Origin of the sequence: Bacteroides sp. M10, from assembly GCF_014334015.1 — a bacterium.
In the GTDB taxonomy this organism is placed as follows: Bacteria; Bacteroidota; Bacteroidia; order Bacteroidales; family Bacteroidaceae; genus Bacteroides; species Bacteroides intestinigallinarum.
Genome location: NZ_CP060488.1, coordinates 167,337 through 186,365 on the forward strand (window position 1 = coordinate 167,337; position 19,029 = coordinate 186,365).

Genomic DNA, 19,029 nt, shown 5'->3' on the forward strand with positions numbered 1-19,029 from the left:
TTGTTTTATGCTGATTGATTAAAATATTTCTTTAGTAGCTCCAGAAAGTCGTTCACCGCCTCTTTTTCTTCATTCAATTCGACTTTCGAGGACAGAAATGCGACTGCAGTCTTGTAGGAACTCATTACTGATATCTGTTCGATAACCCGATTCATTAAATCAGTGTCACCTCCGAACAGTTCACGAGAAAAACGGAAAGAATCATTCAAACTGATAGAATGTCGCAAGCCGGCAGACAGTTTGAGACTTTCTCCCAACACAGCCGATTTAGGTCCTTCCTCTTTCACAACAGTTTCAACGACAGGCTCCTCCACCATTGCAGACTCCTCTTCTGCTATTACTACAGGTTTCTCTTCCGCAACAATAGTCTCTCCCTCCTCGTCTTCTTTCACGTCAACCGATTCGAGAGATTGTATAATAACGGGGGAATCTTCTTCAGACCCGGCAACTTCATCCTCCTCTTCCGCTGTCTCTTCCACAGCTGACGGAGAAATTACCTGAACAGCATCCACCTCCTGCTGCAGTTCGTCCAAACGTCCCTGCATCCGTGTAATGCTCCGCTTCAACAGTTCAGACAAAGTCGGAGTCGGCTCCTTGGTAAATGAATCCATGAGATACTTCAACTCATGAACATCCAACTCAATATCTGTTAATAGCTTCTGTTTCATGTCAGTCCATTGTTTATACGGTGCGAATGTAGGAATAATTTATGCAATAACTTAAAATAATGGATAATTTAACAGTTCTTGCACATTGAATTGCTTACCTTTGTCCACATATTTATTTAATCAAGAAAGCACAAAATCTCATGGTATTATTTTCAGAAGACCACATACAGGAGACTAGAAGAAGAGGCCGGATCGAAGTAATCTGCGGTTCTATGTTCTCCGGAAAGACAGAGGAATTGATTCGCAGAATGAAGAGAGCGAAATTCGCGAAACAACGTGTCGAGATATTCAAACCAGCTATCGACACCCGTTATTCAGAAGAAGACGTAGTCTCTCACGACAGCCATTCTATCGCCTCCACTCCCATTGATTCGTCAGCCAGCATTTTACTGTTTACTTCCGAGATAGATGTAGTAGGTATTGATGAAGCGCAGTTCTTCGACAGTGGTTTGATTGATGTGTGCAACCAGCTTGCTAACAATGGAATCCGTGTTATCATTGCAGGGTTGGATATGGACTTCAAAGGAAATCCGTTCGGTCCAATGCCACAATTGTGCGCCATTGCCGATGAAGTCTCCAAAGTTCATGCGATCTGTGTGAAATGTGGTCAGCTGGCTTCTTTCTCACATCGTACAGTCAAGAATGAGAAACAGGTTCTTTTAGGCGAAACAGCCGAATATGAGCCTCTGTGCAGGGAATGTTATCTCCGTGCGCGAGGGGAAGATGAGCAGAAAGTATAAACTCTATAAAAAACAGATTATGGAAAGGAAAAAGATAACATTCGACAGTTTTATACGCGGTTCCATCGGATGTGTGTTAGTTGTAGGAATATTAATGCTTGTGGAACGCCTTAGCGGAGTGTTATTACCTTTCTTTATTGCGTGGCTGATAGCTTATATGGTCTATCCGTTAGTCAAATTCTTCCAGTATAAGCTACGATTAAAAAGCCGCATTATTTCCATCTTTTGTTCCTTATTCCTCATTACGGTTATCGGAGTCACTTTATTCTATCTGTTAGTGCCGCCGATGATTTCGGAAATAGGCAGAATGAACGACTTGCTGGTGACTTACCTCACCAATGGAGCCGGAAACAATGTGCCTAAGAATCTTTCTGAATTTATCCACGAGAACATCGATCTTCAGGCACTGAACCGTGTATTAAGTGAAGAGAATATCCTGGCGGCAATCAAGGATACCGTCCCCAGAGTGTGGACTTTGCTTGCAGAATCTCTCAACATTCTATTCAGCATCCTTGCTTCTTTCATTATATTATTATATGTAATCTTTATACTACTGGATTACGAAGCAATAGCTGAAGGATGGTTGCATCTGTTACCCAATAAATACCGTACGTTTGCCTCCAACCTAGTTCACGACGTACAGGATGGTATGAACAGATATTTCCGTGGACAGGCTTTAGTTGCTTTCTGCGTAGGTATTCTTTTCAGCATTGGTTTCCTGATTATCGATTTCCCCATGGCTATCGCTCTGGGACTTTTCATCGGAGCATTGAATATGGTTCCCTACTTGCAAATCATCGGTTTTCTTCCCACCATTTTATTGGCGATCCTCAAAGCTGCCGACACCGGACAGAACTTCTGGATTATCATTGCATGTGCATTAGCCGTCTTTGCAATCGTACAAATCATACAGGATACCTTCCTTGTCCCCAAAATCATGGGAAAGATTACCGGGCTGAATCCTGCCATCATCCTTTTATCTCTTTCTATCTGGGGTTCATTAATGGGAATGCTCGGCATGATTATCGCCTTGCCACTAACAACTTTGATGCTCTCCTACTACCAACGCTTTATTATCAACAAAGAAAAGATAAAATATGATGAAGTAGAAACTACTGATAATCAAGAGACAAGCCATAACGAGGAAAAATAATTGAAACTTTTTTCTACGGAATGCTTGCAAATTAAATAAAAGTAACTACCTTTGCACCCGCAATCAGGAAATAACTGATTCGCAAATAAGGATTGATTCGCTAGCTCAGCAGGTAGAGCACAACACTTTTAATGTTGGGGTCCTGGGTTCGAGCCCCAGGCGGATCACCAAGAAAATCCCTGATAATCTATGATTATCGGGGATTTTTCTTTTTAGCTCTTTAACATTCACTTTTGTATACAAGAATCATACGCAATGGGACAATTCAATGAATACATGGATCGCTTCGACTTCTCTATGTTTAAAGAGATATTTATAGAGAAAGGGAAAATACGGCATTATAAGAAAAACGAGTATTTTCTTCATAAAGGTGACAAGCATACCTATATAGGTTTTATTATAGAAGGTACATTCAGATATACTTGCATAGACAACAACGGCAATGAGCATGTAGTTGCCTATAACTTTCCTAATGAACCACTAGGAAATTATTCCGTATTTCAAAAGAAAGAGTCGGCTATAGTAGATATACAAGCCGTTACAGATAGCACTGTTTATGTATTATCCCATTCCGATGTAAACGAATTCTATAATTCAAATATGGAGGCACAACAGCAAGGTAGAATCTTAGCAGAAGAGCTATTATATGTTGCGTGGAATAATATCATTTCAGCATATAAAGATACTCCTGAAAAGAGATACAAAGAACTTCTACAAAGATGCCCCAATTTACCCAACCTAATAACGCTGAAGGAATTAGCTTCATATATAATGGTAACTCCTGAAACATTAAGTCGCATACGCAAAAGAATTCTATTCGAATAAGTCTTGATTTCCATCAAGATTTTTATTTTTTCTTCTGCCTAGTTTTGCTTCATATTACTGAAACAATAATAATATGGAGACAAAGAAAATACTGATTGATAACAATCTATGTTCTAAATGCGGCAAGTGTGTAAAAGTCTGTCTTAAAAGTGTATTCTCCCAAGAGAACAAAAAAGCAGATATAAGAATCGGGAATATAATGCAATGTGATCTATGTGGTGCTTGCATCGAAGTTTGTAAAAGAAAAGCCCTTGCAGTAGAAGGTATATCCCTTTACAAAATGACTTTCAGTGAACAAGTAAAAACAAAAGGACTAGCATTTTCATTAATGCTCTTCCCTATAATGTTATTAGTGGGCTTCTTGATGCACCCCCATTTAGAACAGATGAAGATGATATTTACAGCACAAGATTTAGTGGAACGCTTTCACAACAATTCTTATTATCATATTGGGCATTTGATTGTCATGTTTTCAGTTCCCTTTATAATAGTTTCAATGATAGGCATCATGAACGGATTGCAATCTTCTGGAAAGAATTGGGGATTTTGGGGCTGTATCATTGGCGTATTTGGAGCATTTATTTTAGCTGTAGATAAAGGTGCTTTATGTTTAGTCTTATCTGCATTTGACTCACTTCCAGAAAGAGACTTTATCACAATCAGTCCGTTCTTACAAGTTATTGTTGATAAAGCTGGATTGTTGAAAGTTTGCTATTTACTTCCTCTATTACCTATCGGTGCAATTATTCAAGGTGTAGGATTAATAAAAGAAAAATGTATAAAAAAATGGCAGGGTATATTAATGATTGTAGGTTTATTACTTCTGAATAACCCTGATATAGAGTTAATAAGCACTATTGGAACTCTATTTATGTGCTTTGGATATTTCCCTATTGGCATAAAGGCTTTACACAACACTTTATAATCATAACCTAAGATAAGGAGATTTGGAGAACAAACAAAGCAAGGAATCATTCAGCATACAAAGCTAACGCTTTGATATATAAATAATTTATCCACAATTTAAAATTTATGTCTATGAATGATTTATTGAAGACGAGGTTTTTCATCTTATTAGCTGATACCTCAAAAGAAGTAATTAACACGGAAATGAAAGATGCTTATGAGGAATTTATTAAGCAGATAGTAACAATTAGCTATTCAGAAGATTACTCTCATATCTTTCGGACGCTAAATCTCACTCGTATTGAGATAGCACCCCTAAAAGAGTTATATCAATGCGAGCAGGGGGAAAAATGCGCTTAAAAATTTAGACATCCACAAAGCATTATCCCTGATTGATTCTGAACTGCTATTAATCAACCTGAAAATAAATCATCCCGAACAATTCGTTTTATTTGTTACCACAGAGTTCAAATCTGATTTATATGTAATCCCTAAGTCAAAAGACTTGGGGATTATTGGTATTGCAGAAATCGTTATTGCCCTGTTTCTACAAGGGCAAATAGTCGGAGAAGATGGAAAGCCAGTTCCAGAAGTTCGTCTGGCTCGTGGCTTTGAACAGCTTTTCAATCTGAAATTCGGTAGTATTTATGATAAAGTGAGTGAAGTGTTTACCCGTAAACCCTATAATCTAACCAAAACATTAGATGCTTTGCGAAATGCCATTATCAAAGAAGACCGTAAACGTAAGAACAGATAAAGATTAGAAAAGATGATTTTATAAATAGTTTATTTACAACTGTTTGCGAACAGTTTTTTTCGGGGAGTAGATAACTACTCCTCTTTTTTAGCTTCTTTATTCTGCTGAATTTTGCTTCATCAATCGATTGAAAATCTTAATATTCAACTAAAAATAAAGTAAAATGTATATAGACAATGAAGATTTTGAGAAATGGATGGCAAAGTTATCCAAGAAACTCACTGAAATAGGGCAAGACCTAAAATCTCTTATAAACACCGATAAGGTACTGGATGATAATGAAAAGATACTTGACAATCAGGATTTAGCCTTTCTATTGAAAGTATCTTTCCGAACGCTTCAACGTTACAGGGTAAGCGGACAACTACCCTACTTTACCATCGGAAAGAAAACTTACTATCGAGCGAATGATATTCGGGCTTTTGTTCGTGAACGTGCCGACTCTCAAACCTACAAACAGTTTGAAAAAGGCAATCAATTAGAGAATCAGCCCTGAAAGCAAAAAAAAGCAGAGGAAAGAAGCCTGTGTTTAGGCTATTCCTCTATGCTGCCACCCTAATTTAGCTGAAACAGCTACGCCTTCCGGCTTCGCACGTTTCGCTAAATTGAGCAAGAGGGAACTGGACAAGTCCTGTTCTTCCCTCTTGCTCTGCGAGGCAAAGCCTTCGGCTTTAGCGTGCTACAAGGACACACTGTAATGACACCTGTAATAAGCATTTTCTTTTCAATGCTTATTATCAGGTATTTATCTATTCGTATTTCTATAAAAAAGTAATTACTATGCCAAATAACAGTCGAAAAACGATATTCACCACCATTTCCATAGACAAGGAAACGGCAGCTTTGGTAGAAAAGATATGCAAACGCTATTCACTGAAAAAGAGCGAAGTTGTAAAATTGGCGTTCGGGTATATAGATAAGGCGCATATCAACCCATCCGAAGCACCTGAATCCGTAAAATCGGAACTGGCGAAAGTAAATAAGAGACAGGATGATATTATTCGCTTCATCCGTCACTATGAAGAAGAACAACTGAATCCGATGATACGGGCTACAAATTCTATTGCTTTACGCTTCGATACTATCGGCAAAACCTTGGAAACTCTTATTCTCTTTCAACTGGAAACCAGTCAAGAGAAACAAACAGCCGTACTCAAAAAGTTAAGTGAACAGTTCTGTAATCATGCTGATGTGATAAACAATCAGTCGAAACAGATTAATGCACTTTATCAGATACACCAACGGGACTATAAAAAATTACTTCACCTGATACAACTCTATTCGGAACTCTCCGCCTGCGGTGTGATGGATAGCAAAAGAAAAGATAACCTGAAAGCTGAAATTAGTAATCTGATAAACACGTAAGATTATGCACATAGATTTTGCTCCACCATCAAACGGAACATATAATAATGCTGGCAGTAGCCGTCAGTTAGCCAATTATTTAGAACATGAAGATTTAGAGCGAATAGAAAAAGGTATTTATACCGAAGGCTTTTTCAATCTGACGAATGATAACATCTATAAATCGAAGGTCTTAAAAGATATAGATACCAATATCGGGCAACTCCTAAAAACGGATGCTAAGTTTTACGCTATTCATGTCAGTCCATCGGAAAAGGAACTCCGAGCAATGGGTAACACAGAACAGGAACAAGCCGAAGCCATGAAACGCTATATTCGTGAAGTATTTATTCCTGAATATGCCAAGAACTTCAACAAAGAGCTATCCGCTTCGCATATAAAGTTCTATGGTAAGATTCATTTTAATCGTAGCCGTTCAGATAATGAGTTGAATATGCACTGTCATTTGATTGTTAGCCGGAAAGACCAAGCCAATAAAAAGAAGTTATCACCGCTCACCAACCACAAGAGCACTAAAAGCGGGATAATTAAAGGTGGTTTCGATCGTGTGAACTTGTTCCAGCAAGCAGAACTAGGATTTGATAAGCTATTCAACTACAATCGTCAGCAAACAGAATCATTTGATTACTACAATACGATAAAGAACGGCTCTATATCCTAACAACTCATACTACAGCTAAAAAAAAATCAGTCCAGCAAAGAAGAAACAGAAAATGATCAGATTAGCAATCAAGTGAACATGTTTCCTAGCAATCTTGAAAACAAAGAAACTAGCGTTCCAGTTTTACACCCACATCATGAAAATAATAAAGAAAACAATGAATATGCTCTAAATCATCAATTGGGCTATAAGGAAAGTAACCCTTATTTGGGTTCTCTAGTTCCCTGCTTCTTACTAGAGACAGACGTTTTATCAAGTTCAAATATCCCAGAGAAACAATTACCTAAATCAAAAAAGAAAAAAAGACGCAGGTTATAAGCTACATCTAGCATTCAGAACTAATATTTGTGATAAATGTTTTCAGTCCCACTCTTATCTAGTCGTATATAAAATTCTCGTTTTTAGGCTTTTTCTGTTTTTTTTTCTACTTTTGCATTTAAACAAATTAGAATATGCAGAATGACAAACCGTTTTGATAAAATATTTTCCGAAAAATTGAGTGCTATTATTGCAATAACTTCACTCATTTGCTTACTTGTATCTATTTACATTTTCATTATTCATGGAAGTTGGCAGTTTAGTCCAATATTAGATGAAGCCAAAATTGCACAATTTGGAGACTTTGTCGGAGGAGTAGTGGGTACTCTGTTAGCTTTTGTTGCTGCAATAAGTAGGTGATCTAAATTATTTATATATATCAGTACTAATATGGTTCATTTTCCGTTTTATAGAAAAAATAGAATTATGAAACCAATAAAAGTACTTGAATTATCAGAGGTTGATCGCCTCAAATTAGAGAAAGGCTATCATAATGGCCCTACTCATAGTTTTCGTATCAGATGCAAATCCATATTGCTGAAGTCAGAAGGTAAATCAGCTCCCCAAATAGCAGAAATGCTTGAGGTAACAGTACCTACTGTCTACACATGGGTAAAACGTTATGAAGAAAATGGCATCAAAGGCTTGGAGACACGTCCTGGTCAGGGGCGAAAGCCTATTATGGATTGTTCTGATGAAGAAGCAGTCCGCAAGGCAATTGAGGAAGACCGTCAGAGTGTGTCCAAAGCACGTGAAGCATGGCAGAATGCGACTGGTAAAGAAGCCAGTGATATTACTTTCAAACGTTTTTTAGAAACATTGGTGCAAGATATAAGCGTATAAGAAAACGCCCAAGGGGCAAACCCTCACCGCAGCTCTACGCATACAAGAAAGAGAAGTTGCAAGAACTTGAAGAACTTGATTCCAAAGGAGAACTTGTGCTATATTATGCCGACGAAAGTCATGTCTGTACAAATGGTTATGTTCCATATGGCTGGCAATTCAAGAATGAGGATATTTACATCCCATCCGAGAAAGCTGCCCGGCTTAATATTTTTGGCATGATTACCAAAAGGAACCAATATAAAGGCTTTACCACAAAAGAGTCCATCAACGCAGACAAGATTGTGGACTATCTTGACAGATTCTCTTTCAATGTAACGAAGAAGACTGTAATTGTCTTGGACAATGCTTCTGTTCATAGAAATCGGAAAGTTAAAGAACTGAGGAAAATTTGGGAGAAAAGAGGATTGTTCCTCTTCTATCTTCCACCTTATTCTCCAGAACTTAATCCTGCCGAGATTCTTTGGCGTATACTTAAGGGTAAATGGATAAGACCGATAGATTACGAGACTACGGACTCGCTTTTCTATTGTACGAACAGGGCCTTGGCGTCTGTGGGTACGAACTTATTCGTGAATTATTCATATTTGTAAAATTAATTTTGAACAGTTACTTATTATATTATGTTGCATTGAAGGAGCAACGAAAAGATATTGCTATAAATCAGAAATCAATGAATCTTCAAAATGAAGCATTAGCCAAGCAGATTGAAGAATTTGAAAAACAAAAAGAGGAATTAGCTTTAACTAGAATAGTCTATGAACAGCAATATAAAACAATGAAAGAGCAAGAACATACAATGAAGATACAACAGTTTGAATCCAGCTTTTATGCTTTTTTGAATGTCTACATCGCAATAAAAAATGAATTAAACAATAACGATGAAGAAAAAGATTTCTTTAAAACTATTTTTTTAAAATTGAATGGATCGGTTGATGTGGAACTCATAAATGAATCCCCTTTGAATTGTCATAAAATTATAGAAAAAAAATATGTGGATTTATTCTTGCATAATAAAGGAAGACTGTCTCATTACTTCAAAACAATATATAGATTATTAAAAATAATAGATAGTAGTCTAAGTCTAAGTAATCAAGAGAAGATGTTTTATGCTAAAATTATACGATCGCAATTAACAGACTACGAATTGCTAATAATGTATTATAACTATCATTCAGTTTATGCAAATAAATCAACAGTTCTAATCTATAAATATAATATTCTAAAGCATATACATCCTCTTTCAAAAATTGAATTTAGAAAAAAATACAATATAACAACAGAGAATAATTATGCTTTAACCGCTTTTCTTGAAGGTTTTTCGATTTTATTAGAAAAGACTATTAATCAATTTTGCGACTCGTTTGATTTTCAAGAGATAGAGGAAAAGCATCATAGTTTAAGTTGTATTATTTCAATATCTTATATAGAAAAGGTGACGATTAAAATATCATGTTTTGACAAATCAAGAATTCCTGAACATTTTGAACAAATTATATATGACTATTTATTCGATAAATTATATATAACCCAATTCAAGGCAATAGATAAGGAGTTCGCTTCTAGACAACAAGCAGAAGTTGATGGAACAATGTTATATGAGTATATACTTAATGAACAATTAATTGAAAAATTGAATAAAGATATAGAGCTATGATAAATAATAATAACCAAGAGGCTTTTATTGAAACCTTCAAGAACAACCTAAAGAAGGATGCAAGAACTGTATCTGTCGCTACATTATTAAGTGACAGGTATTTAAAGCGAATAAAATATGATCCATACTATCAAAGAAACTATGTTTGGGAAAAGGATAAACAATCTTTCTTTATTGAAAGTGTTGTTTTAGGAACAGAAATCCCACCACTAGTTTTTTACAAATCAGGAATGAAAGTTGAAGTAATCGATGGTAGGCAAAGATTTGAAACTTTAAAAAGATTTAAAGAAGATGATTTTGCCTTACATCTATCTGGACTATTGGAATTGCAAGCTCTTGCCAAAAAGACTTTTAGCAAACTTAATCCTGATATACAACAGCTATTTTTGAATACTAAAATTCGTATTTTCGAGTTTGAGGTTGTCGGTATGCCAGCATTAGACCCTATAATTGAGGATAAAATAAAAAAAGAAATATTTAGACGATATAATTCAGGAATAACCCCATTAAATCAATCGGAGGTAGATAATGCGAAATATGATTCAGATACTTTCTCTGATTATTTCAAACATGAGCTAAAAGAAAATGATGATTTATATAACAAAATCAATAAATGTTTCTTTTATAATAGCGATAAGATCAAAAATGAACTTATAGTTGATATGGTTACTTTTTTAAGAAAATCACTAATTCTTAGTTCATTGCCAATTACGCGATATGCAGATAGTGGTAAAAATTTCTTCTTAGATTTACTATATGATAATTATATTGGAAATGCAAGAGAAAATGAGCAATGTATAGAAGATGATATAAAAAAGTTATTAGAACAAATTCATGATATTACCGCTTATGTTGATGTAAATAGTGGCAATGCATATGAATGCCTTTTATGGGGAGTCCGTATTCTTAATAACGAAAATATTCCATTTGAAATTAGCAAATATGCACATACACTAAATGAGCATTATAAAAAAAACATTCACATATACCAAACAGATAGTGATCATTACTATGGCAATATTGTTGCTCGTTTTGCTGATACAGCCAATCTACTAAATAGGTTGTCTGGATTTGATTTTAAGATATATTTAAGATCTTCTGATTTTAAGAACAAAATAAATTCACTTAAGCAAACTGAAAAAGATGCTGAACTAACAATGGATAGACTTGCTAGTTTAAGAATTAATAAACCCTCACCAGCTTCTAAACCCATTGATCAGGTGATGACAGATTTAGCATCTAATTATTATTTAATAAGACCTTCTTATCAAAGACAAGAAAAAATTAGTATAAAAAAAGCATCTTCTATTATTGAGAGTATTTTATTAGGTATCAAACTACCACCTTTATTTATATATGTGCGAAAAGATGGAATAAGAGAAGTCATTGATGGGCAACAAAGACTTCTGTCAATTATAGGATTCTTAGGGAGATCATATATAAATGAAGAGGGGATAAAAGTACACTCTATCAACCATAATTTTAAGCTGAAAGAACTAAGAATTTTGAGACATTACAATGGTAAACGCTATTCTGATATTTTATCTGAAGTTGAAGATACAATATTAGATTTCGATTTGGATGAAATTGAAATAAGTCAAGATTTAAATGAAGATTTTGAAGCAACTGATTTATTTATTAGACTCAATAGTAAGCCCTATCCTATTAAACCTAACACATTTGAGATGTGGAATTCAATAGTTGACAAAGATGTAATACAATTGATTAGAGAGATCACTGCTAAATACGTATCATGGTTTTATATAAAAGCTCCTGATGATGCAGAAGATGCAAGAAAAGATAGAATGCAGAATGAAGAACTAATAACAATTCTTTCATATTTGTGTTATAACAATATCAAAACAGGAGATATTACTAGGGTTCTTGGATTTTACCCACGCATGGAAAAATTCACTTGCAGGCTTAAGACTAAATATAGTTTGACAGACTTATTAGAAAGCTTTGAATTTAAACCGACAGAAAAAGAGCTTTTTTTGAAAAGTATAAATAAGACAGAAAGTATTATTAAATTAATAAAGGATGTGTTATTGGTAGACAATGCAACAAAAGAAAGTTTTAATGCAATTTTAAATATAAAAAACTTACAAAGATTTAGTCGTTCTTATCAAGAATTCTATATCTTATGGATTATGCTATATGATCTTTCTATACAATCTGCGATAATGCACCAATCTGATATTATTAATGATATAAGAGAGATGTTTTCTTTGTTAAAAAATATAGATGACAAGACTGTTGATGCAGAATATGTTGAAAAGTTTTTATATAAATTAAAATCTCTTGGAGAGAAATACAAAGGCTTCTCAACTGAGTAATTAGCTTGAATTGCCAAAATTAAACAAAAACATTTTTTGTAGTGATAACAAAAGTCTTTATCTTTGTCCTCAGTATTCTCCATGAGCAAACTACCGCAAAAGCACGTAGCAAATTAGTGGGATAATTCATGGGATATGCTTGAAGTTAAAAATATAAAGTTTTAAATATCAGCGTGGTAACTCTGAAAGGAGAATCCCAGGCGAATCACCAAGAAAATCCCTTGATAATCTATGATTATCGGGGGATTTTTCTTAAAAAAAGACATTCAAGCCTACTCTCACAAAACTTTGCTAGTAATTTATAACACCACAATCTTCTATTACATATCTATTGATCTTGTTAGTTTCAATAGGAGGTTGTACCTTTGTCATCATTTTATCAGTTAATATTTTATGCAATGGTCTTTATACACAATTTATTACTCATTCTGGGACGTGGAATAGGACAAGTGATGTTTCAGAATAATGCGTTATCCGGATTATTAATGCTAATTGGAATATTCCTAAACTCATGGAAAATGGGAATGCTAGCAGTCTGCGGTAATATAATAAGTACACTGACAGCCTATTTTTCAGGATATAAACGCAATGATATTAAAAATGGATTATACGGATTTAATGGAACTTTAGTAGGTATAGCGGTTGGCGTATTTCTGCAATTATCAGTAGGAAGTTTAATCATGCTGACTATCGCTTCGGCCCTTTCCACGTGGATTGCCTATTTTTTCAGTCAACAACGTTTGCTCCCTGGCTTTACTGCTCCTTTCATTCTTGCTGTATGGGGAATGTTGGGAGTTTGTAGCTGGCTTATATCAGATTTACTACCAGTTTCCGATACGGTTATTGATACCACACAGAATATTAATTATTTCCAAGCCTTCTGTTTAAGCATAGGGCAAGTCATGTTTCAGGGAAATACAGTTCTAGCTGGATTATTTTTTCTTATAGGCATTTTGATCAGTTCTCGAAAGGCAACTCTCTATACTATCTTAGGAGCACTTCTTCCTATTCCTCTAGCTATTTTGCTGGAAGTAGATGCTACAAACTTAAATACCGGATTAATGGGCTATAATGGTGTATTATGTGCCATAGCTTTAGGAGGAACGTCATGGAAAAGTGGAGTATGGGCAGGATGCTCAGTCTTATTGTCCACTGCATTACAGATCCTAGGAATGGGATTGGGTATCATTACCTTAACCGCTCCTTTTGTTATATCTGTATGGATTATAATAATGATACAGAAAGTAATGAGGACACAGAATAAATAAAAGACTATTTGTACTATTTGTTACTAGTGAAAATATCAAATAATCTCAGAGTATTATACTTGGCAGGAGCCTCCTATATTATTTAAATGAGTATAAAATATTACCACATTTAAGCCGAAAGACAAGCGTACATTAGTCCAATGAGTGTAATGTAAGAAACTATCATATCACTTTTTTAGCTGAATTTAATTATATTGTTATAGAAAATAACAAAGTGAATTACAGCAAAGTGAATTAACCTTCTTACTCATATAAAGTGATATAACAATTTCCCGCATAATAAATGAACCATCATACATTCATACTTAATGTTTAGATTTAGATATATCTATTAAACTTCAAATAAAAGCAAGTCACCACAACTACTTCAATAAATAAAGTTATATATTTTTTCAACATAAATAAATATATTGATTAAATATACCCTATATCAAAATTATTCTTTCAAAATATACACTCAATAATTTTTTATTATCATCTATATAATATATATTTGCAATTAAAAGTAACCATAAATTACAATAGCTATGAAAACAAAATTTAAAGATCTCCTAAAAGGCATTTTTTTAACATCTGTAGCTTCACTTATTTCATCTAACGAAGCCAATGCTATATCTTATGACCTTTCAAGAATAAGTGATGACAACAACATTGAACAAGGAAAAAAGAATGATCTCTCACAGAAATATATACTTAAAATCCATAACGACAACTCATTTTTAATAGCAGGACATAGAAGCCATCGCTCGCACTCTTCACATAGATCTCATTCTTCACACAGATCTAGTAGCTATGGAAGCTATAGTGGTTCTTCAACTACTACAAGCTCCAGCACTTCAACCTATAACACTAATACAACGACTAGCACAAAGACTACTTACTCATTAGGAGAAAGAAATATTATTAGTGGTGTTTCAGGTAAAGATGTTGCAGAATTAGCTAATAAATTAGTCAAGATAAGATATATAATAGAGTCAGACATAGAAAAGAATTATTCTGGAGATGTCAAATATTCTATTAGACTAGAAAATGCTATTAAGAAATTTCAAAAGGATCATAATCAAGTGGTAGACGGTATTGTTGGAAAGAAAACAATTGAAGCTATTAACAAACAAATAGAACAAATAAATCGTAAAACAGTAAATACGGACGTTCAAAAATATAATTTAGGAGACCGCATACTTAAAAAACAAATGCAAGGGTACGATGTAACCCAACTTAAAAACATCCTAATCGACAAAGGATATTTATCTGGAAAACTACTCAAGGGAACTTCCCTTTTTGATGAAGAAACAGAAAAAGCCGTTATTAAATTCCAAAAATCAATAGGAATAGATGCTGATGGCATTGTAGAAACCCAAACAGTATATTTTCTAAAAAAGTAATATTCAATTATGATTAAAGCTGAATTAAGGTCAGAAAACACATTTTGTTTTACAATCAATGCCTCTATATTCAATGAGCGTGTATTGACCAAAGCATTATATTGGTATGCAGAATCATTTATTATTTATTGGAATAAAAACAAAGATAATTTATTTGAAATAACTTTGGAACTTAAACCAAGCGCAAACAAGATATACACATTTGAATATGTAACCCATAAATTTAATCAAGATTTAATTGATTATAAAAACAGAGATTTGATTACTAATGAAACTAAAGATATTCGTAACATCTTATATGTAAAGGCTTTTGCTAACAACGATGATTTTGAGGATTTTAATTTAGCATCGGAATAATGAATCATTACTATTTATTACCATTCCGCTTCGAAAGAATCAAGGAACAAGAATTACTCGTCAATGAATTGGGTGATTTTATTTTCGTGCCAACAGGCACTACAGAACGAATCATCAAACGCCAACTTAGCAATCAAGAGGATCTTTACAAGGATTTAGTTGCTAACTTCTTTATCTCTGAAAGTCCTATCCCAGAGCTAATAGACAATATAGCAACACGACTAAGAACTAAAAAGGCCTTTCTCGATTCATTTACATCACTACACATTTTTGTCTTAACTTTAAGATGTAATCAAAATTGTATTTATTGTCAGGCTTCAAGCAAGGAAAGCTGTGAAGCTATCTATGACATGAAAGAAGAACATCTTTTCAAAGCCATAGATTTGATGTTTCAAAGCCCATCGCACTCCATTACAATGGAATTTCAAGGTGGAGAACCATCCCTACCTTTTCAACTACTACAGAAAGCAGTAAAAAGAACTGTTGCATTAAATCAAGAATTTAAGAAACAAATAACATATGTTTTATGCACAAACTCCATCAACCTAACAGATGAAATACTATCACTTTGCAAAGAATATAATATACTTATCTCAACTTCCCTAGATGGTCCAGCTTTCATTCATAATCATAACCGAGGAAAAGCTGATAGCTATAACCGTGTAATAGAAGGAATTAACAAAGCTAGGAATTATTTAGGAACAGACAGAATATCAGCACTAATGACCACATCAGAATTGTCAATAAATCATCCCAAAGAGATTATTGACAATTATTTATCGAATGGTTTTAATAATGTATTTCTTCGCCCCCTAAATCCTTATGGATTAGCTCTTAACAATACAAATTGGGAAACATATTTCGATAATTTCATAGAATTCTATAAATCCGCATTGGACTATATTATTGACATAAATATTCAAGGCCGATTCTTTGTTGAAGAATTCACCTCCATATTATTACGTAAAATACTTACTCCTTTTACAACAGGTTTTGTTGATTTACAATCTCCCTCCGGAATCATCAACAGTGTTATTGTTTATAATTACGATGGTTATGTATATGCATCTGATGAATCAAGGATGTTAGCAGAATATAATGATAGCACATTCAAGCTAGGACACGTTACAGATAAATATGAAAGTATTTTTTACGGAAGAAAGGCTCAACAAATAGCCCTAATTTGGGGAACTGAATTTATTGCAGGATGTGCCGATTGCGCTTTTCAATCTTACTGTGGAGCTGACCCTGTACGAAACTACTCTGCTCAAAATGACATGTATGGTTTTCGTCCTACTTCTTCTTTGTGCAAAAAACACAAAGCAATTATCACCTATATATTCTACTTAATTCAGAATGAATATGATAGGGTTATGCCAATATTCAAACAATGGATCAATAGAAATGAAAATGAATTTTGATATTAATTCCAATGATAATTCACTGTTCGTTACCTCACAATGTAATAACAGATGTTTAATGTGTGCACAACCACCATTAAACAGGGATGACATCGATTCCTTTTGGAACAAAAACATCAAACTAATAGACAATGCTCCCAACGGATTAACTAATATAGGGATCACTGGTGGAGAACCAACGCTGTTGCAAGAAAAATTAATACACTTAGTTGAATATATAAAACTTCGTTATCCAGAAAGTCTAATACATATACTTACTAATGGGAGAGCCTTTTCAGACATTCGCTATACCATGAAAATTAAAGAAATTTCCAATCTTTTATTTGGCATTCCATTACACTCTGACTTTTCAATAGACCACGATACCATAACACAAGTAAAGGGTTCTTATACAGAAACAATGAAAGGATTATATAATCTCGCAAGTATAGGGGCAGACATAGAATTGCGTATAGTCATTAACAAAATGAATTACCAAAGACTACCCCAATTATCTGAATTTATATGGAAGAATCTACCATTTGTTGCATACATATCATTCATGGGATTAGAAGACACTGGTTATTCGATCAAAAATCACAATAAAGTTTGGATCGACCCGATTGATTATCAAAAAGAACTTGAAAAGGCAGTTGTAAATTTAGCAGAATGGAAACTAGATGTTTCTATTTTCAACATTCCTATTTGTTTACTAAAACCATCATTATACAAATTCGCAAAAAAATCGATTTCTGATTGGAAAGTCTGCTATATAGATGCTTGTTCTAAATGTTCTAAAAAGCATGAATGCTGCGGTCTATTCTCAACATCCAAAATACAAAGTCCCAGTATAAAACCCATATAATAAAACAAAAAACGAGCTATACTTACATATAGAACTAGAATATTTGATTCAACGTATCAATACAAAAATAAAAGTTTTTATCAGTTTTACCCTCATACTCTCACCCTTGCGTTAATCTCCCTATTCATCAAAGTTTCAGGTATGAAGATAAAAGCACCATCTTACCACACGAAATAGCTGCTTTTATGCTGTGAAAAATGCTGTAGTGCAGTAAACTTTAAAATAGTGCATCCAAACTCCTTGAACTAAAAAGAGTTTGGATACCTCAATATTTATAGTAAAAAACACTATTTATAAAGTTTCAATGAAATCTTAGTTATATCCGAATGAATAACCAAATATCTTTTTTTCTACATTCTTTCTAAAAAAGATTACCTTTTCACTTACTATCCTCTTTTCCCTTACTATATTTTTCTCTTTCTATTTTCAACAATTCCTCAAACAATTTCACAGCTTGCTCCATTGAAAAGTGATTGAGATTTTCCACATGAGTGATAGGACCTATATTAGATGCACTCACATGGCAGTTTTCATAAAAATTGTTTGTGCTATATAGGACTGTTTCTTCCGTGAATTTCTTTAAGCCATCTTCCGTGACACCTAACGCGTCAGCTACTTGTTTTAATTTATCGTCATCTATTTTTTCCGATTGCTCCATTTTGGAAATAGCCTGTTTAGTCACTCCCAATAGTTCACCCAAATCAGTCTGCGTCATACCACGAAGACGCCGTATTCGTTCTATTTTCCGTCCCAAATGCGAATTGTTTGTATAAGATTCTGTTTCCATAATAATAAATTTATTTTTAACTTATCTCAATCTACTAATTTATAATCACTTATTTTTCAGTAACTCCACTTTCTCCCTTTCACTTTGGAGTAAACGTTCATACAATTCCACTATTTTATCCACTGGATTGAATTGTTGTGCGATTGATGTAGAACCTTGTTCAAAGGTGTTGTCTCTGATATTATTAATATTATAGATAGCCTTCTCCACATCAAAGTCTTTAATCACTTCCGCAGATATTCCCAACACAGAAGCAATTTGATTTAAAAGACCTTCTTCTATTTCTTCCTGTTTTTCAATCTTTGAGATGACCTGCTGGTTTACACCAAGATCAGCCGCTAGAGCTTCTTGCTTCATACCAAAGTAAACACGGATCTTTTGCAGATTATGCCCTACATGTCTCCGGTTCGCTTTATCTTTTACTTCGATATCCATATCATTATTTTTTTAAGTAGTACATTGAGACAAAGATAGTAAAAATCAACCCAAATCAAATCAAAGTCAACTTTATTTTTTTCAATCCCCAGTTCTATATGCATAATTTTGTCCTGTCAGTTTTTTACTGACAGGAATCGTGGCGCCACATTCAAAACAGTATCAGAATGATATTCAATTGACATTGACATTCTGAACAATCATCATTTAACCAATAAAATCTAATAGCCTATGGGGTAAGTAAAGTCGTTACAATCGAGACATAGCTTTAAATTGTCCGAAAATTTAGCTATCCAAAAACAA

The 19,029-nt window shown here is 34.0% G+C and carries 21 protein-coding genes, 1 tRNA gene and 1 pseudogene; 20 read left to right on the forward strand and 3 right to left on the reverse strand.

Annotation, left to right across the window (positions count from 1 at the left end; all coding sequences use genetic code 11):
• Nucleotides 1-5: 5 nt before the first annotated feature.
• On the reverse strand, nucleotides 6-668 hold the full coding sequence (locus H8796_RS00645) for a hypothetical protein (RefSeq protein WP_117936146.1): 663 nt from the start codon (nucleotides 666-668) through the stop codon (nucleotides 6-8).
• Nucleotides 669-808: 140 nt separating this feature from the next.
• Between H8796_RS00645 and H8796_RS00650 the strand changes: the two genes are divergently transcribed.
• The 20 genes and pseudogenes from H8796_RS00650 to hxsC all read left to right on the forward strand — a co-directional run bounded on the left by H8796_RS00650 (nucleotide 809) and on the right by hxsC (nucleotide 17,504).
• On the forward strand, nucleotides 809-1,408 hold the full coding sequence (locus H8796_RS00650; protein ID WP_004299175.1) for a thymidine kinase: 600 nt from the start codon (nucleotides 809-811) through the stop codon (nucleotides 1,406-1,408).
• Nucleotides 1,409-1,427: 19 nt separating this feature from the next.
• Entirely contained in the window at nucleotides 1,428-2,561 is a 1,134-nt protein-coding gene (locus tag H8796_RS00655) for an AI-2E family transporter (RefSeq protein ID WP_004306487.1), read from the forward strand.
• Nucleotides 2,562-2,655: 94 nt separating this feature from the next.
• A tRNA-Lys gene (locus tag H8796_RS00660) sits at nucleotides 2,656-2,731 on the forward strand.
• Between the two features lie 85 nt (nucleotides 2,732-2,816).
• Nucleotides 2,817-3,386 carry a Crp/Fnr family transcriptional regulator gene (locus H8796_RS00665; RefSeq protein ID WP_117936148.1) on the forward strand — a complete coding sequence of 190 codons (570 nt, stop codon included), beginning with the start codon at nucleotides 2,817-2,819 and terminating at the stop codon, nucleotides 3,384-3,386.
• A gap of 73 nt (nucleotides 3,387-3,459) precedes the next feature.
• On the forward strand, nucleotides 3,460-4,311 hold the full coding sequence (locus tag H8796_RS00670) for a DUF362 domain-containing protein (protein WP_117936150.1): 852 nt from the start codon (nucleotides 3,460-3,462) through the stop codon (nucleotides 4,309-4,311).
• Nucleotides 4,312-4,418: 107 nt separating this feature from the next.
• The gene (locus tag H8796_RS00675) at nucleotides 4,419-4,652 is read left to right on the forward strand and encodes a hypothetical protein (RefSeq protein WP_117936152.1); all 234 of its coding nucleotides are present in this window, start codon (nucleotides 4,419-4,421) and stop codon (nucleotides 4,650-4,652) included.
• Entirely contained in the window at nucleotides 4,621-5,049 is a 429-nt protein-coding gene (locus tag H8796_RS25565) for a hypothetical protein (protein ID WP_117936154.1), read from the forward strand. Before H8796_RS00675 ends, H8796_RS25565 begins: the two co-directional genes overlap by 32 nt.
• Before the next feature lie 163 nt (nucleotides 5,050-5,212).
• Nucleotides 5,213-5,545 (forward strand): helix-turn-helix domain-containing protein, encoded by a 333-nt coding sequence (locus H8796_RS00685; RefSeq protein WP_117936156.1) that lies wholly within the window; start codon nucleotides 5,213-5,215, stop codon nucleotides 5,543-5,545.
• A gap of 284 nt (nucleotides 5,546-5,829) precedes the next feature.
• Nucleotides 5,830-6,414 (forward strand): BfmA/BtgA family mobilization protein, encoded by a 585-nt coding sequence (locus H8796_RS00690; protein ID WP_117936158.1) that lies wholly within the window; start codon nucleotides 5,830-5,832, stop codon nucleotides 6,412-6,414.
• A gap of 4 nt (nucleotides 6,415-6,418) precedes the next feature.
• Nucleotides 6,419-7,072, forward strand: a pseudogene (locus H8796_RS00695) (DUF5712 family protein); the annotation flags it as partial.
• A gap of 462 nt (nucleotides 7,073-7,534) precedes the next feature.
• Entirely contained in the window at nucleotides 7,535-7,753 is a 219-nt protein-coding gene (locus H8796_RS00700; protein WP_187343897.1) for a hypothetical protein, read from the forward strand.
• A 66-nt stretch (nucleotides 7,754-7,819) separates the two neighbouring features.
• Entirely contained in the window at nucleotides 7,820-8,236 is a 417-nt protein-coding gene (locus H8796_RS00705; RefSeq protein ID WP_117938168.1) for a helix-turn-helix domain-containing protein, read from the forward strand.
• The gene (locus H8796_RS00710; protein ID WP_233530444.1) at nucleotides 8,233-8,829 is read left to right on the forward strand and encodes an IS630 family transposase; all 597 of its coding nucleotides are present in this window, start codon (nucleotides 8,233-8,235) and stop codon (nucleotides 8,827-8,829) included. The genes H8796_RS00705 and H8796_RS00710 overlap by 4 nt, the downstream gene beginning before the upstream one ends.
• An 80-nt stretch (nucleotides 8,830-8,909) precedes the next feature.
• Nucleotides 8,910-9,893: a putative phage abortive infection protein gene (locus H8796_RS00715; RefSeq protein WP_187343898.1), complete on the forward strand. Its 984-nt coding sequence runs from the start codon at nucleotides 8,910-8,912 to the stop codon at nucleotides 9,891-9,893.
• The gene (locus tag H8796_RS00720) at nucleotides 9,890-12,229 is read left to right on the forward strand and encodes a DUF262 domain-containing protein (protein WP_117936162.1); all 2,340 of its coding nucleotides are present in this window, start codon (nucleotides 9,890-9,892) and stop codon (nucleotides 12,227-12,229) included. Before H8796_RS00715 ends, H8796_RS00720 begins: the two co-directional genes overlap by 4 nt.
• 398 nt (nucleotides 12,230-12,627) lie before the next feature.
• Nucleotides 12,628-13,497 carry an urea transporter gene (locus H8796_RS00725; protein WP_117936164.1) on the forward strand — a complete coding sequence of 290 codons (870 nt, stop codon included), beginning with the start codon at nucleotides 12,628-12,630 and terminating at the stop codon, nucleotides 13,495-13,497.
• Nucleotides 13,498-14,024: 527 nt separating this feature from the next.
• Nucleotides 14,025-14,882 carry a peptidoglycan-binding protein gene (locus tag H8796_RS00730; RefSeq protein WP_117936166.1) on the forward strand — a complete coding sequence of 286 codons (858 nt, stop codon included), beginning with the start codon at nucleotides 14,025-14,027 and terminating at the stop codon, nucleotides 14,880-14,882.
• Nucleotides 14,883-14,891: 9 nt separating this feature from the next.
• Nucleotides 14,892-15,239 (forward strand): His-Xaa-Ser system protein HxsD, encoded by a 348-nt coding sequence (hxsD, locus tag H8796_RS00735; protein WP_004323515.1) that lies wholly within the window; start codon nucleotides 14,892-14,894, stop codon nucleotides 15,237-15,239.
• Nucleotides 15,239-16,660 carry a His-Xaa-Ser system radical SAM maturase HxsB gene (gene hxsB / locus H8796_RS00740; protein ID WP_117936167.1) on the forward strand — a complete coding sequence of 474 codons (1,422 nt, stop codon included), beginning with the start codon at nucleotides 15,239-15,241 and terminating at the stop codon, nucleotides 16,658-16,660. The genes hxsD and hxsB overlap by 1 nt, the downstream gene beginning before the upstream one ends.
• Nucleotides 16,644-17,504, forward strand: a complete 861-nt coding sequence (hxsC, locus tag H8796_RS00745; protein WP_233530402.1) for a His-Xaa-Ser system radical SAM maturase HxsC — start codon at nucleotides 16,644-16,646, stop codon at nucleotides 17,502-17,504. The genes hxsB and hxsC overlap by 17 nt, the downstream gene beginning before the upstream one ends.
• 379 nt (nucleotides 17,505-17,883) lie before the next feature.
• Here hxsC and H8796_RS00750 read toward each other — a convergent pair whose 3' ends face one another.
• Both H8796_RS00750 and H8796_RS00755 read right to left on the reverse strand, forming a co-directional pair.
• Entirely contained in the window at nucleotides 17,884-18,291 is a 408-nt protein-coding gene (locus H8796_RS00750) for a helix-turn-helix domain-containing protein (RefSeq protein WP_004323518.1), read from the reverse strand.
• Between the two features lie 45 nt (nucleotides 18,292-18,336).
• Nucleotides 18,337-18,726: a helix-turn-helix transcriptional regulator gene (locus tag H8796_RS00755; protein WP_004323519.1), complete on the reverse strand. Its 390-nt coding sequence runs from the start codon at nucleotides 18,724-18,726 to the stop codon at nucleotides 18,337-18,339.
• Between the last annotated feature and the right edge of the window lie 303 nt (nucleotides 18,727-19,029).